Source organism: Mesorhizobium sp. Z1-4, assembly GCF_004000235.1.
GTDB lineage: Bacteria > Pseudomonadota > Alphaproteobacteria > Rhizobiales > Rhizobiaceae > RCIO01.
The window spans coordinates 63,438-76,788 of sequence record NZ_RCIO01000001.1 but is presented as its reverse complement, the minus strand read 5'-3'; the positions used below and the strand labels follow the sequence as shown (position 1 = coordinate 76,788).

Here is a 13,351-nt window from a genome sequence, read left to right as displayed (position 1 = left end):
CGCCGCCGCGTCAGACAGCAATCCTGTGGGCCGGCGTGTCCGCACGCTCGAGATTCTTGCGCACGGTCTCGAATGCGGGCATCGAGCCGACCGGCCCGATGGCCGCGATTGTCGGAGTGGTGGAAAAGAGCCGTCTGGCGAGGTCCGACAGGCGTTCCACGGTGATGTTCGACAACCGGTCCATAAGCTCCTCCATCGGGATTGGCCGGCCGTAAAGCAGCAATTGCCGTGCGACCTGTGAAGCCCTGCTGGCCGGGCTTTCCGCCGCCATGACCAGGCCGGCCCGATACTGCGCACGTGCCCGGTTGAGCTCCTCCATGGTGATTTCGTCGCCTGCTCTGTGCAGTTCGTTCAGGAGCAGTGGAACAAGCTCGGCAATATCTTCTTTTCCCGTGGCCGCATGTACGCCAAATACGCCGGTATCGGAAAAGCCCCAGTGGAAGGCATAGACCGAATAACAGAGACCTTTGCGCTCGCGCACCTCCTGGAACAGCCGCGATGACATGCCGCCGCCGAGAATCATGGAAAGCAGCTGCGAGGCATAGAAATCTCGTACATGGTAGGCGCGCCCTTCGAAGCCGAGCACGATCTGCGCGTCCATGAGATCGCGGTCTTCGCGGAAGTCGCCGCCGACATAGGTGGCGTCGGTCGGTTCGCCTGCAGGAGCCTTCGCCCTGAAGCCGCCAAGTCCGCGTTCGATCCTGCGCACAAAGGCGTCGTGATCGACCGCGCCCGCCGCAACCACGACCATGCGGTCGGCGCCGTACTGGTTGTCGAGGAACGATCTGAGATTGTCCGACGAGAAGGAGCGCACCGTATCCGGGGTGCCCAGGATCGAACGGCCGAGCGTCTGGTTGCGGAATGCGGTCTCCGTGAAGCGGTCGAAAACGATATCGTCGGGTGTATCGTGCGCTGCGCCGATCTCCTGCAGAATGACATGCTGTTCGCGCGCCAGTTCGTCGGCGTCGAATTTGGAATCCGTCAGGATGTCCGAAATGATGTCGATCGCCAGAGGCACATCATTGCGCATTACGCGCGCGTAAAAGGCGGTCGTTTCGACACTTGTGGCGGCGTTGATCTCGCCGCCCACATTCTCGATCTGCGAGGCGATGTCCCAGGCCGACCGGGAACTGGTTCCCTTGAAGGCCATGTGTTCCAGCAGGTGAGCGATGCCGTGTTCGTCGTCGCGCTCATTGCGTGAGCCTGAACGGACCCAGACGCCCAGTGCAACGCTTTCGATATGTGGCTGGTTCTCGGTAGCGACCGTCATGCCGTTCGACAGACGGCTTACCTGTACACCCATCAACTTCCTACTCCCTGGGAAACGCTAGACCGCTGCGCGGGCACGCTCCTCAACATAATCCTCCAACATTTTCAGATCAGATGAAAGAACCTCAAACTTTTCTGGTTTTTCCATCAGTCCTGAAAGCCAGGCCGGCAAGGCTGGCACCACACCGCTTGCTGTACGAACCGCGTCCGGGAACTTAGCCGGATGCGCGGTCGCAAGCACGACCATGGGGGTTGCTGCGGCTTCATGACGGCGCGCGACATGCATGGCGCTCGCCGTATGCGGGTCGAGCAGATAGCCGGACCCTTTGAGCACGGCATCGATTGTGGCCGCCGTCTGGTCCATCGTCGCAGCACCCGCCGCGAAGTCGGCGCGGATGGCCGCCAGCGTGCCTGGCTCTATGCCGAATGCGCCTGACTGCTTCAGCCCGTCCATGGCTCGTATAATGGCACCGGCGTCGCGGCCGCCGGCCTCGAACAGAAGCCGCTCGAAATTCGACGACACCTGAATGTCCATGGAAGGCGATGTGGTGGCGATGACAGGCCGCGTTTCGTAGCGCCCCGTTTCGAGCGTGCGCGCCAGAATGTCGTTGTCGTTGGTGGCGATGATCAGGCGGTCGATGGGCAGGCCCATCCTTTTCGCGGCGTAACCGGCGAAAATATCGCCGAAATTGCCGGTGGGGACCGTGAACGACACTGCTCGGTCGGGCGCACCCAGCGAAAGCGCGGAGGAAAAATAATACACGATCTGGGCCATGATCCGTGCCCAGTTGATCGAGTTTACGCCCGACACGCCCAGACGGTCGCGGAAGGCATGGTCGTTGAACATGCCTTTCACCAGGCCCTGGCAGTCGTCGAAATTGCCTTCGATCGCCAGCGCGTGGACATTGCTGGCGCCGGATGTGGTCATCTGTTTCTGCTGGACCGGCGAAACGCGCCCATGCGGAAACAGAATGAAGATATCTGCGCGTTCGCGGCCGGCAAAGGCTTCGATGGCGGCCCCGCCCGTGTCGCCGGAAGTTGCGCCGACGATAGTGGCGCGTTGCCCGCGCTCGGTCAGAACATGGTCCATCAGCCGCCCAAGCAGCTGCATGGCAACGTCCTTGAAAGCGAGGGTAGGACCGTGAAAGAGCTCGAGCACGAACTCGTTGGCATCTGTCTGCACCAGTGGGCATACTGCGGGATGCCGGAACGAGGCGTAGGCATCGTCGATGATTTCCGCGAATTTCGATGACTCGATTTCACCGCCGACAAAGGGAGTCAGCAGTCGCTTGGCGACTTCGGCATAGGGAAGTCCGCGCATCGCGGCAATTTCGGCTGCGCTGAACGTTGGCCACTCTTCGGGAACGTACAGCCCGCCGTCGCGTGCGAGCCCGGCAAGAAGTACGTCGGAGAAACCAAGCCGCGGTGCGGTGCCTCGGGTGCTGATGTAATGCATTTCGATTGATCCGGGCTGCTGCTGTGTTGTTTACCGGCCTTTGAAAAACCGTATTCCTTCGGTCGCTTTCCGCGCGCGTGATTGATATAGAACAGCCACTTAGCGTGTGGGAAGCACAGTTTCAGGGGTTTTCATTGAGCAGGTTTTCTTTTGCCGCCGTATCGGTGCTGGCTTTGGCCGCGCTCGGCCTGGCCGGGTGCCAGTCGGGCAGCGGTGTTGACGCGCTTGATCTGGAAAACCAGCGGGCCAACGAACCGGTAAAGCTGAGCGAACTGCGTATGTATTGCCCGGCGGTTCAGCTGCGCGAAGGAACGGCATATTTCAACACCTTTGAGCGTGGCGGCAAGGACGACGCAACCCGCGTGATCTACCAGGCTTCCATCGCCGATGTGACGCGGCAGTGCAGCCGTTCGGGCGACATGCTGAACATCAAAGTCGCCATTGCTGGCCGCATTGTGCCGGGGCCCAAGGGTAAGGCCGGTACCATCACCATGCCGATCCGGGTTGCCGCGATACAGGGCTCGGACGTGCTTTATTCACAGCTTTACAAGCACCCGGTGAACATCCCCGACACGATCGGCGCGACCCAGTTCATCTTCTCCGAAGCCGTGTTCCAGATACCTGTGCCGGCCACTCAGAATGTGCTGATCTTCGCAGGTTACGACGAGGGGCCGTACGATACGCCCTAGGCTTTAGCGCGACGCGCCACCTGGCGGCGCGCCGCAGGTCGACATGGCTATCTCACCCTCGATCTGGCTTGGTCCGGTGGCCTCAATGGACGAAGCCCGAAACGTCGCCTTTGGGTCTGCCGCCCGGTACCAGAACTATCGAGATCACTGTCGCGACGGCAGCGAAACCGGCACCGACCAGGAGAGAGGTGACGAAGCCTTCGGCACTCAGTTCCGGCGTTGCGATGCTGGACGCAGCGAGAGCGGAGAAACCCGCTACCCCTGCCGCACCTCCAAGCTCGTGCAGCGTATTCAGCAACCCCGATACGAAACCGCGCTGGTTCTCGCCCGCATGCCCCATCGTTATGATTGTTGCCGCGACCATCACGACCCCCAGCCCGAGCGCTGCGACTGTTGCGCCGCCGATGAGTATCCATGTTTGATCAAGGAAGTATGCCTGAAGCGCGAGGCCAAGGCCGGCGATGGCCAGAGCCAGGACCGATGGCAGGCGCACGCCCATATGGGACACTATATGCCCCGCAAGTTGGGCTCCGACGACCGTTCCCAGGGCAACGGGCAGAAACATGAGGCCAGTAGAAACCGGTGACCAGCCAAGCCGGCTTTGAAGCACGAAGGATAGCAGGAAGAAGATGGCGAACATCAATGCACTGCCGCCCACCATGAGGTAGAGTCCTGACAGTATTGCGCGGTCGCGAACGACCCTGAAATTGCGCAGAAAGCCGGACCAGTAGCGGTCGGCAGCCGGAGTGACATACGGTGCATACATGGGCAGCAACGCTGCAATCGCCAGCCCGACGGGGACATTTATGTAGAATATCCAGCGCCACCCGGGACCGCCTGTCAGTAATCCACCTATCAACACGCCTGCCGCACCGCCGACGGCACCGATGGAGCCCCAAATACCGAGTGCGCGGTTGCGATCGGTTCCGTCGAACATAGCGGTAATCGTCGCCAGGGCTGCTGGCGACATCAATGCCGCGCTCACACCTTGTCCTGCTCTTGCGGCGATCAGCAATGGCGCGTTAATGGCCAAGCCCGCAACCATCGACGAGATGGTGAACATCACCAGGCCGATGAGGAAGATGCGGCGGGAGCCGAACCTGTCGGCGGCCCTGCCTCCCGGCAACATTAGGAGACCGAAGGGAATGGCGTAGGCTGTTATGACCCAACCGGCGGCGTCGCCGGTCAGCCCCAGGTCAAGACTGAGATCGGGAAGGGCGATGTTCACGATTGTAAGATCGAGTATCAGCATGAATTGTGCTGCGCTGAGCAGCAGGAGCGCGATCCACGATCCGCGCGGGGTGCCCGACGATGGAGCAGTTATGTCATTCTGAACGGCATTGGTGTCGGAAATGGTCATGTTGCCACCTAATTCATACACTAGTGTCTGACTTGTGAGCAACATATACACCTGTGTCTAATTTAGTAAAGGCGTCACATGAAAGATCCGCTAAAAACGGTTCAGAAGCGCGCGGATGCACGGCGCAATCGGAACTTGATCATCGATGCCGCGCTTGCCTGCATCGCCGGGGATTCGGAGGCGAGCATGGTCGACGTGGCACAAGCGGCCGGCGTCAGCCGCGCCACGCTTTACGGCCACTTTTCGTCGCGAAAGGAACTCATTGAAGCGGTGTTCCAGGACGTCATGCAGCGTACGGAAGAGCAGCTTGCCGCTGTCGACCTCAACGGTGACCCGGCGGGCGCGCTCAGCAGGCTGATTTCACTGTCATGGAAGCTTGTCGACCAACACAAGCAGTTGCTGGCGGCTGCCGAACAGGAACTCAAGCCGGACCGCATTCGCACGTACAACGACCAGCCGATGACGCAACTCCAGTATCTTGTCGACCGCGGCCGAAGGGAGGGACGTTTTAGGGACGATCAGCCCGTCGAATGGCAGATGACCTGCATCTACGCGATATTGCATGAGGGTGCCGCGGCGCTGAGGACCGGACGCCTGACGGAGGAGGAAGCCGTGCAAGTTGTGCCCGACACGATTATCCGGCTCGTGACAACCTAGGCCGGGCCGGCCTCGTCTTCCGTCCACATCGACAGCGCCTCGAGCACGGGCCCAAGATCTGCCCAGCGGTTAATTGCGGTTTCCGCGCCAGCTTCCGTCAACACGTCCGAATGACCGGGATAGCTGTGCGCGCCGCCGGTAAAGCCGATCACCCGCATGCCGGCCGCCTTGGCCGCTGCCACGCCGTGCACGGAATCCTCGAGCACCATGCAATTTGCCGGATCTGTGTTCATCACGGACGCCGCGTGAAGATAAACGTCCGGTGCCGGTTTCGGCCGCTGATCCGGCAGATCCATTGCCGAGAACACGCGACCCTCGAAGAGTGGCATCAGCCCGGTTTTGCCGAGCATCATTTCCAGCCGCTCGGAACGCGAATTGGAGCAAATGCATCGCGGCTGCTTGACCGCCGATACGGCGTCCGCAACGCCTGAAATGGCACGCAGCTCCCGCGCCAGCCGCCGGTCGAGCTCCGCCCTTTGTTTGTCGAGCAGAGAAGCCTGCAGCACTTGCCCCGTTTCGGCCTCAAGGCGCATCAGAATGTCGCGGAAGGTGAGGCCGGCATAACGCCCGGCAAATTCGATGGGGTCGATCTCTATGCCCACCTTGGCCAGCAGCGCGGTTTCGACGCGCGCGGCAATGATCTCGGAATCGACCAGCACGCCGTCACAGTCGAATATAACCAGTTCGATCAACGCGGATTCTCTCGGGATTTGTTTGTTGGAGCTCGGGAGGGAGCGCACGCAGGCGGGTTACACGATTGCAGCCCGAGGCGCAAACGGACCCGGCTTCACCAATTCTTTACGCAAAGCGGTAACCATAACGGCCAGTAAACAGTCTCAGTAAATGTGTACGAGTTCTGGTGTACCCATGGCCGCAATACGCCTACTTGCCGATCTTCCCGCATCCTCCGACAAAGCCGAGTGGATCGACACGATCCTGAAAGGCGATTGCGTTGCGGCTCTGGAAAAACTGCCGGAACACTCGATCGACGCGATCTTTGCCGACCCGCCCTACAATCTGCAGCTCAATGGCGATCTGCACCGGCCCGATCAGTCCAAGGTCGACGCGGTCGACAACGACTGGGACCAGTTCGACAATTTCGCTGCCTACGACGCCTTCACCCGCGCCTGGCTGCTGGCCTGCCGCCGGGTGCTGAAGCCGAACGGCACGATCTGGGTGATCGGTTCCTACCACAATATTTTCCGCGTCGGCGCGGCCATGCAGGACCTCGGTTTCTGGATCCTGAACGACGTGGTGTGGCGCAAGACCAACCCGATGCCCAACTTCCGCGGCCGACGTTTCCAGAACGCACATGAGACGATGATATGGGCCTCGCGCGACGCAAACGCCAAAAGCTACACCTTCAACTACGATGCGATGAAGGCAGCCAATGACGACGTGCAGATGCGCTCCGACTGGCTGTTTCCGATCTGCACGGGCGGCGAACGCCTGAAGGACGAGAACGGCGACAAGGTGCATCCGACACAGAAGCCTGAGGCGCTGCTGGCGCGTGTGCTTCTGTCGTCGACCAGGCCGGGCGATGTCGTGCTCGACCCGTTTTTCGGTTCCGGCACCACCGGTGCGGTGGCGCGCAAACTCGGCCGGCATTTCGTCGGCTGCGAGCGCGAACAGGACTATATCGACGCCGCCCGCGCCCGCATCGACGCGGTCGAGCCGTTGGCCGAGGCGGAGCTCCGCGTCATCCCGGGCAAGCGCGCCGAGCCGCGTGTGGCCTTTGTCAGCCTGGTTGAATCCGGGCTAATCGCTGCGGGCACGATCCTGCACGACACGCGCCGCCGATGGGCTGCGCAGGTGCGCGCCGACGGCACGGTTTTTGCCGATGGCGAGGCCGCATCGATCCACCGCATGGGTGCGAAAGTGCAGGGTCTGGACGCCTGCAACGGCTGGACGTTCTGGCATTACGAGCAGGGCGGCAAACTGATGCCGATCGACGAACTGCGGCGTATCGCACGCCAGAACATGGCCGCTGCCGGCGCTTAATCGTCTAACGATTTCAAAAACTAAGAAGGCGCCGCGGAATCTTTCCGGCAGCGCCTTGAATCAGTTTCTGAGCTGCTTGAATCAGGTCATTAAGTGCGGGACGGCTCTTTCACAGAAATTGTCGCGCAGGCCAGAGCAGTCACTTAGCTGTTGCGCTTCGCCAGGGCCTCTTCCCAGGCGAGAGCGTGGCTGACGATGGTCTCGAGATCGTCGAGCGCCGGCGTCCAGCCGAACTCGCGCTGCGCGCGGTCCGAATTGGCAACGATCGAAACGGCGTCGCCTGCGCGGCGGCCGCTGACGCGGACGTCGAAATCGTGGCCGACGACCTTCTTCACCGCGTCGATAACTTCCAGCACCGAATAGCCGCGGCCATAGCCGCAATTCGCGACAATGCTGTCGCCGCCGACGCGCAGGCGCTTGAGCGCAAGGTAATGCGCGTCCGCCAGGTCGCTCACGTGAATGTAATCGCGAATGCAGGTGCCGTCCGGTGTCGGATAGTCGGTCCCGAACACTTCCATGTAGTTGCGTTTGCCGGTGACGGTTTCGGATGCCACCTTGATGAGATGCGTTGCGCCCTTTGTCGACTGGCCGGTGCGGCCTTTCGGGTCGGCGCCGGCAACGTTGAAATAGCGCAGCGCGGTGTAGCGCAGCGGATGTGCGGCCGCGGCATCGCGCAGCATCAGTTCGGTCATGAGCTTGGAGGTGCCGTAGGGCGATTCCGGCTTCGTCGTTTCATCCTCGGTCACCGGCACCTGCTCGGGGCTGCCATAGACGGCCGCGGTCGAGGAAAAGATGAAATGCTCGACACCGGTGCGTACCGCGCTTTCAATCAGCGCCCGCGACTTGACGGTGTTGTTGAGGTAATAACCGAGCGGATCGGACACCGACTCCGGTACGATGATGGAGCCCGCGAAATGGATGATCGCATCGACATTGCGCCGTTTGATCGTGGCTTCGATGAGCTCCTGATCCGCAATGTCGCCGACCACGAGTTCGGCTTCCGCAGGCACGGCCCAATCGAAACCGGTGCTCAGCCGGTCGACCACGACCACGTCCTCGCCAGCATCGAGCATGCGCCAGACCATGTGGCTTCCGATGTAACCCGCGCCGCCGGTGATGAGAGTTGTCAATTTGCTGGTCCGCTCTGTTCACTTGATCGGCGAACATTCTAGTGGCTAACCGTTACCATGGGCTGACCAAAAACGATCGGTTGCACATGTGAAGGACGATGAGCTCAGATTCGGAACGAGCGGGCTGCGAGGTTTGTCCCGATTGCTGAATGGACGCCCGGCCGCCGCATACGCACAAGCGTTCGCTCATGTCATGATTGCGCAGGGCAGGGCGGAAAGAGGCAGGCGGTTTCTTGTCGGGCGCGACCTGCGTACCAGCAGCCCGGGTATCGCACGCTTCTGTTTTGCGGGCTTGCTCGAGGCGGGCGTTGAGCCGGTCGATTGCGGAGAATTGCCGACACCGGCGCTTGCCGCGCGCGCGATGAAACTGGGCGTCCCGGCGATCATGGTGACGGGGAGCCACATTCCCGCAGACCGAAACGGGCTGAAATTCTATCGGCCCGACGGCGAAATCGACAAGCATGACGAGGCCGCGATCGCAGATGCCGAAAGGGCAGCGGAGCTCCTTGAAAATGTGGCGCCCGCAAATGCCGAGAGCGATCATGGCGTGGCCGTTGACGAATACCGTGCGCGCGCGATCGGCACGCTTGCGCCGGACGCGCTGAAGGGGATGCGAATCGGTATCTACCAGCATTCGTCCGTGACGCGCGATCTGCTTGTCGACGTGCTTTCGGCGCTGGGTGCGGACGTCGTGCCCTTCGGCCGTAGCGACGTGTTTGTGCCCATCGATACCGAGGCACTGAGCGCGACTGATGCGGCGATCTGCGGCACGGCGGTGCGCGAACATCGGCTTGATGCAGTGGTCTCAGCCGATGCCGACGGTGACCGTCCGATGATCGGCAACGAAACGGGAAGATTGCTGCGTGGTGACGTGATTGGCGCCTTGACCGCCTCGGACATGGGCGCTGGGAGCGTTGTAACGCCTGTAACCTCCAACACGGGAATCGAACGCAGCGGACGCTTTGCGCGCGTCATACGCACCCGGGTCGGATCGCCCTATGTAATTGAAGGGATGGATATCGCCAGTGCAGGCGGCGCTTCCACGGTCGTCGGCTTTGAAGCGAATGGCGGCGTGCTGCTGGGGAGTGACGTATTTTTGGCTGGCCGCCGGATCGCCGCATTGCCGACCCGGGACGCAATGCTGCCGATTCTTGCGGTTCTCAATATGTCGAAGCGCGCGGGAGCGAAAATTTCCGAAGTGGAAGCAGCTCTGAAATTCAATGCATCAAAGTCAGGTTGTATAAAAGACGCCGACTTTCACATGAGTGCGGCGTTCATACGCGAGATGGCGGCTGATGGATTGTTTGTTTCGGATATGTTCAGAGATGTAATTGAAGTAAGTATGATAAATACAACCGACGGTTTGCAGATTATTGGAAAAGATGGATGTATTGTTCATTTCAGAATTTCAGGCAACGCTGCAGAGTTGCGCTGCTATACTGAAGCAAATTCCGATGATCGGGCGTCGTTTCTGCTGGACGAGGGGCTGGCGCGGGCGCGGAAGTATCTCGGCATGACCTGATTGAGATTGTCGAGCTGCCTCTGCCGGGAGTGCAGTTTCGAGATGAGTGTCGTGCCGGTAATCATGTGTGGCGGGGCAGGCGCGCGCTTGTGGCCGCTTTCGCGCAAGGGCCGCCCGAAGCCGTTCATTCCGCTGCCGGATGGCGAAACGCTGATCCGCAAGACATATACGCGTGCTGCTGCGCTGTCGGGCGTTGGCCGTATTGTGACGGTGACGGGCCACGAGCTGATGTCTCTCGCATTGAACGAGTATCAGCACGCACGGTCCGCCGGGATCGCGCAAAGCCTTATTCTGGAGCCGGTTGGCCGAGACACGGCAGCCGCCGTTGCGCTCGCTTGTCTGCATCTGGCACAGGTAGAGGGGCTGGATGCAATCGCTTTGGTGCTGCCGGCCGACCATCTCATCGCGGATACCAAGTCCTTTTCATTGGCGGTGTTGGCCGCCGAAGAAATTGCGGCAGCAGGCCGTGTCGCAACGTTCGGCATAAGGCCCGACAGGCCCGAAACCGGCTTTGGCTACGTGGAGGCGGATGGTACCGACCTCATCCGTTTCGTTGAAAAGCCGAGCCTGGAAAAAGCCCGGGAGTTTCTGGAGAGCGGCCGCTTTTTCTGGAACGGCGGCATGTTCTGCTTCCGCGTTGGCGTCATGCTGGCGTTGATGAAAGAGCATTGCCCGGATGTGCTTAACCGGACCGGAGCCGCCTTCGAAGCTTCGCGCATATCCGCTTGTGACAACCGCACGACGATCGAGGTTGACCAGGGCGAGTTTGCCAAGGTGGACCCGGTTTCAATCGACTATGCGGTGATGGAAAAACTGAAACGGGGTGCCTGCATACCGTGCGAATTCGAATGGTCCGACATCGGTTCGCTGAATGCGATAACGGGACTGACGTCGCCGGACGGCGAGGGCAACCGCGTCATTGGGGATGTGGTGCTGAAAGGAACAAAAGACAGTTTCGTGCACGGTGCCGACCGGCTGGTCTGTCTCGTTGGTGTTTCGGACCTGCTGGTCGTCGACACTCCCGACGCGCTGCTGGTGTGCACGAAAGACGCCGCGCAGGAGATCAAGGAAGTCTACAACCAGCTGCAAGTGGCGGGGTCCGACAGCGCTCTGTTGCATCGTACCGCTTGCCGCCCATGGGGCAGCTACACCGTGCTGGAGGAAAGTCAGCGCTTCAAGATCAAGCGCATCGAGGTGAAACCGGGCGGCCGGCTAAGCCTGCAGGCGCACCGGCACCGCTCGGAACACTGGGTTGTGGTCAGTGGGCAGGCGCGCGTGACCGTCGGCCGTGACGTCAGCACACTGGAAGCCAACCAGTCTGCTTACATCCCCTGCGGCGGTATCCACCGGCTGGAGAACCCCTCAATCGAGAAACTGGTGCTTATCGAGGTGCAATGCGGAGATTATCTTGGCGAGGACGATATCGAGCGATTTGATGATGAATATGGGCGCGCGTGAAACTGATTCCGCGCAATTGGTTGTCGGGTGCCGTATCCAAAGCCCGCAAGCAGCCGAACGCGTGACTATTGCCTATTCAAACGACGACACCATGAGCCGCGAGATCGGCTTTCAGCTTCTCGGGGCCGGTAAACTGCACGGCATGCCAGCCGGCCGCGATTGCGCCATCGACGTTCTTCTGGCTGTCGTCGATGAACAGTGTCGCTGAGGGTTCGAGTCCGAATGCGGATACGTGATGGTCGTAGATTTCGCGATCGGGTTTGATGAGGCCCAGCTCGCCTGAGACCGACACGCCGCGCGGCAGCGCCAGAAACGGGAACATTTTCTGCGCCCGCGGATAGGTCTCGGCCGAAAAGTTCGTCAGCATCGTCACGTCGCGCCCGTCCTCGACCAACGCTGCCATGATCGCAACGCTGTCGTCATAAGCGTGGCTCACCATCTCGTTCCAGTGCCGGTAGAAGGCTCGGATGTTCTCTTCCTCGGCGGGGAACTCGCCAATCAGCAGCGCCTCGGCCTCCGCGATGCTGCGGCCGCGGTCCTGCTCCAGGTTCCAGTCGCCTGTGCAGACATTTTCAAGGAACCAGTGCCGTGTTTGCGCGTCCGGAATGAGACGGCGGAATGGAATTTCGGGATCGTAGTGGATCAGCACGCGGCCGATGTCGAAGACGATGTGACGGATGTCGGTCATTGTATCCTACCCCGGCCATTCAACTGCCGGTGCTTCGTTTGCGTCGCTCCGGGTATAGCGGCTTCGATCACCTTTTTCATGACGGTAGGCAGCGCTTCCCCAGCCAACTTTTCGGGCGCCGACCACCAGCCGTCATTGCCGGGTTCGCGGGCAACGCCGTCGGCGCGGTATACGGTGAGTTCGAGCGAGAAATGGGTGAAGACATGCGCGGCGGTTCCCGTATGCCGCCAGTCTGCGGCGAACGGCGCGCCGCCGACGCCTGTTTCGCCGTCCTTGCGCGCGGTCCACCCCGTCGTGGGCACTTCCGCCATGCCGCCGAGCAGCCCTTGCTCCGGGCGTTTTTGCAGCAGCACTGCGCCATCGTCGCGTACAGCCACAAATGCCGCGCCTCGCCTGGCAGGGCGCTCGGCCTTCGCCGGCTTGACCGGGAAATGCGCCGGGTCACCGCTTTCAAGCGCCGCGCAGTCATCGTTCAGCGGGCAGGTGAGGCAGGCTGGCCGTCGCGGCGCGCAGATGGTTGCGCCGAGGTCCATCATTGCCTGCGCGAAATCGCCGGGCCGCTCGGCGGCGAGCATCTTCGCGACCCGCGCCTTGATTTCCGGCTTCGCGGCCGGGAGTGGCGTTGCAATTGCAAACAGACGCGTAATCACGCGCTCGACATTCCCGTCCACAACCGGCTCCGGCTGGTCGAACGCGATCGCCGCGATGGCCGCGGCCGTGTAGGGGCCAATACCAGGTAGCTCGATAAGCGCTTCATAATTTGCGGGAAACCGCCCGCGGAGTTTGGCAGCTACCGTATCGGCGCACTTCTTGAGGTTGCGTGCCCGGGAGTAATAACCCAGCCCCGCCCAGGCCTTCATCACATCGTCATTGTCGGCGGCCGCAAGCGATTCGATATCCGGCCAGCTTTCCAGGAATTTCCGGAAATACGGCTTTACCGCTTCCACGGTCGTCTGCTGCAGCATGATTTCGGACAGCCAGACGCGATAGGGGTCGGGCACGGAGCCGGATGCCCGATCTGCCGGCCCAACGCGCCAGGGCAGCTCGCGCGCATGCCGGTCGTACCAGGCGAGAAGCCTGGCAGTGGCGTCGGGTTTCGGTCGGGTGGTCGAGGGCATGGT

Annotated in this window: 12 protein-coding genes; 5 read left to right on the top strand and 7 right to left on the bottom strand. The window is 61.2% G+C overall.

The window, feature by feature from the left end:
• Positions 1-10 precede the first annotated feature (10 nt).
• Positions 11-1,303 carry a M16 family metallopeptidase gene (locus EP165_RS00335; RefSeq protein WP_127519579.1) on the bottom strand — a complete coding sequence of 431 codons (1,293 nt, stop codon included), beginning with the start codon at positions 1,301-1,303 and terminating at the stop codon, positions 11-13.
• A gap of 24 nt (positions 1,304-1,327) precedes the next feature.
• Entirely contained in the window at positions 1,328-2,725 is a 1,398-nt protein-coding gene (gene thrC / locus EP165_RS00330) for a threonine synthase (protein ID WP_127519578.1), read from the bottom strand.
• Positions 2,726-2,859: 134 nt separating this feature from the next.
• On the opposite strand from thrC, the gene EP165_RS00325 reads away from it, so the two are divergent.
• Complete coding sequence (locus EP165_RS00325; protein WP_127519577.1) at positions 2,860-3,414, top strand: hypothetical protein; 555 nt, start codon at positions 2,860-2,862, stop codon at positions 3,412-3,414.
• An 82-nt stretch (positions 3,415-3,496) separates the two neighbouring features.
• On the opposite strand, the gene EP165_RS00320 is transcribed toward EP165_RS00325, so the two are convergent.
• Entirely contained in the window at positions 3,497-4,774 is a 1,278-nt protein-coding gene (locus EP165_RS00320) for an MFS transporter (RefSeq protein WP_164742910.1), read from the bottom strand.
• A gap of 78 nt (positions 4,775-4,852) precedes the next feature.
• Here EP165_RS00320 and EP165_RS00315 point away from each other — a divergent pair, with 78 nt between their 5' ends.
• A complete protein-coding gene (locus EP165_RS00315; protein WP_127519575.1) occupies positions 4,853-5,431 on the top strand; it encodes a TetR/AcrR family transcriptional regulator in 579 nt (192 codons plus the stop codon).
• On the opposite strand, the gene EP165_RS00310 is transcribed toward EP165_RS00315, so the two are convergent.
• A complete protein-coding gene (locus EP165_RS00310) occupies positions 5,428-6,123 on the bottom strand; it encodes an HAD family hydrolase (RefSeq protein ID WP_127519574.1) in 696 nt (231 codons plus the stop codon). The two genes, EP165_RS00315 and EP165_RS00310, sit on opposite strands and share 4 nt — an antisense overlap.
• Before the next feature lie 175 nt (positions 6,124-6,298).
• Between EP165_RS00310 and EP165_RS00305 the strand changes: the two genes are divergently transcribed.
• Entirely contained in the window at positions 6,299-7,432 is a 1,134-nt protein-coding gene (locus EP165_RS00305) for a site-specific DNA-methyltransferase (protein WP_127519573.1), read from the top strand.
• A 143-nt stretch (positions 7,433-7,575) separates the two neighbouring features.
• Here EP165_RS00305 and galE read toward each other — a convergent pair whose 3' ends face one another.
• Positions 7,576-8,562 (bottom strand): UDP-glucose 4-epimerase GalE, encoded by a 987-nt coding sequence (gene galE / locus EP165_RS00300; protein WP_127519572.1) that lies wholly within the window; start codon positions 8,560-8,562, stop codon positions 7,576-7,578.
• An 88-nt stretch (positions 8,563-8,650) separates the two neighbouring features.
• Here galE and EP165_RS00295 point away from each other — a divergent pair, with 88 nt between their 5' ends.
• Both EP165_RS00295 and EP165_RS00290 read left to right on the top strand, forming a co-directional pair.
• On the top strand, positions 8,651-10,084 hold the full coding sequence (locus EP165_RS00295; RefSeq protein WP_127519571.1) for a phosphohexomutase domain-containing protein: 1,434 nt from the start codon (positions 8,651-8,653) through the stop codon (positions 10,082-10,084).
• Positions 10,085-10,126: 42 nt separating this feature from the next.
• Entirely contained in the window at positions 10,127-11,542 is a 1,416-nt protein-coding gene (locus tag EP165_RS00290) for a mannose-1-phosphate guanylyltransferase/mannose-6-phosphate isomerase (protein ID WP_127519570.1), read from the top strand.
• A gap of 76 nt (positions 11,543-11,618) precedes the next feature.
• Here EP165_RS00290 and EP165_RS00285 read toward each other — a convergent pair whose 3' ends face one another.
• Together EP165_RS00285 and mutY are read right to left on the bottom strand one after the other, a co-directional pair.
• On the bottom strand, positions 11,619-12,230 hold the full coding sequence (locus EP165_RS00285) for an HAD family hydrolase (protein WP_127519569.1): 612 nt from the start codon (positions 12,228-12,230) through the stop codon (positions 11,619-11,621).
• A complete protein-coding gene (gene mutY / locus EP165_RS00280) occupies positions 12,227-13,348 on the bottom strand; it encodes an A/G-specific adenine glycosylase (RefSeq protein WP_127519568.1) in 1,122 nt (373 codons plus the stop codon). Before mutY ends, EP165_RS00285 begins: the two co-directional genes overlap by 4 nt.
• Positions 13,349-13,351: the final 3 nt, after the last annotated feature.

Bases quoted from the DNA above. Each gene is read 5' to 3' on its own strand.
- EP165_RS00335 (WP_127519579.1), bottom strand. From the start codon at position 1,303: ATGGGTGTACAGGTAAGCCGTCTGTCGAACGGCATGACGGTCGCTACC.
- EP165_RS00315 (WP_127519575.1), top strand. From the start codon at position 4,853: ATGAAAGATCCGCTAAAAACGGTTCAGAAGCGCGCGGATGCACGGCGC.
- EP165_RS00285 (WP_127519569.1), bottom strand. From the start codon at position 12,230: ATGACCGACATCCGTCACATCGTCTTCGACATCGGCCGCGTGCTGATC.
- mutY (WP_127519568.1), bottom strand. From the start codon at position 13,348: ATGCCCTCGACCACCCGACCGAAACCCGACGCCACTGCCAGGCTTCTC.
- EP165_RS00290 (WP_127519570.1), top strand. From the start codon at position 10,127: ATGAGTGTCGTGCCGGTAATCATGTGTGGCGGGGCAGGCGCGCGCTTG.
- EP165_RS00320 (WP_164742910.1), bottom strand. From the start codon at position 4,774: ATGACCATTTCCGACACCAATGCCGTTCAGAATGACATAACTGCTCCA.
- EP165_RS00305 (WP_127519573.1), top strand. From the start codon at position 6,299: ATGGCCGCAATACGCCTACTTGCCGATCTTCCCGCATCCTCCGACAAA.
- thrC (WP_127519578.1), bottom strand. From the start codon at position 2,725: ATGCATTACATCAGCACCCGAGGCACCGCACCGCGGCTTGGTTTCTCC.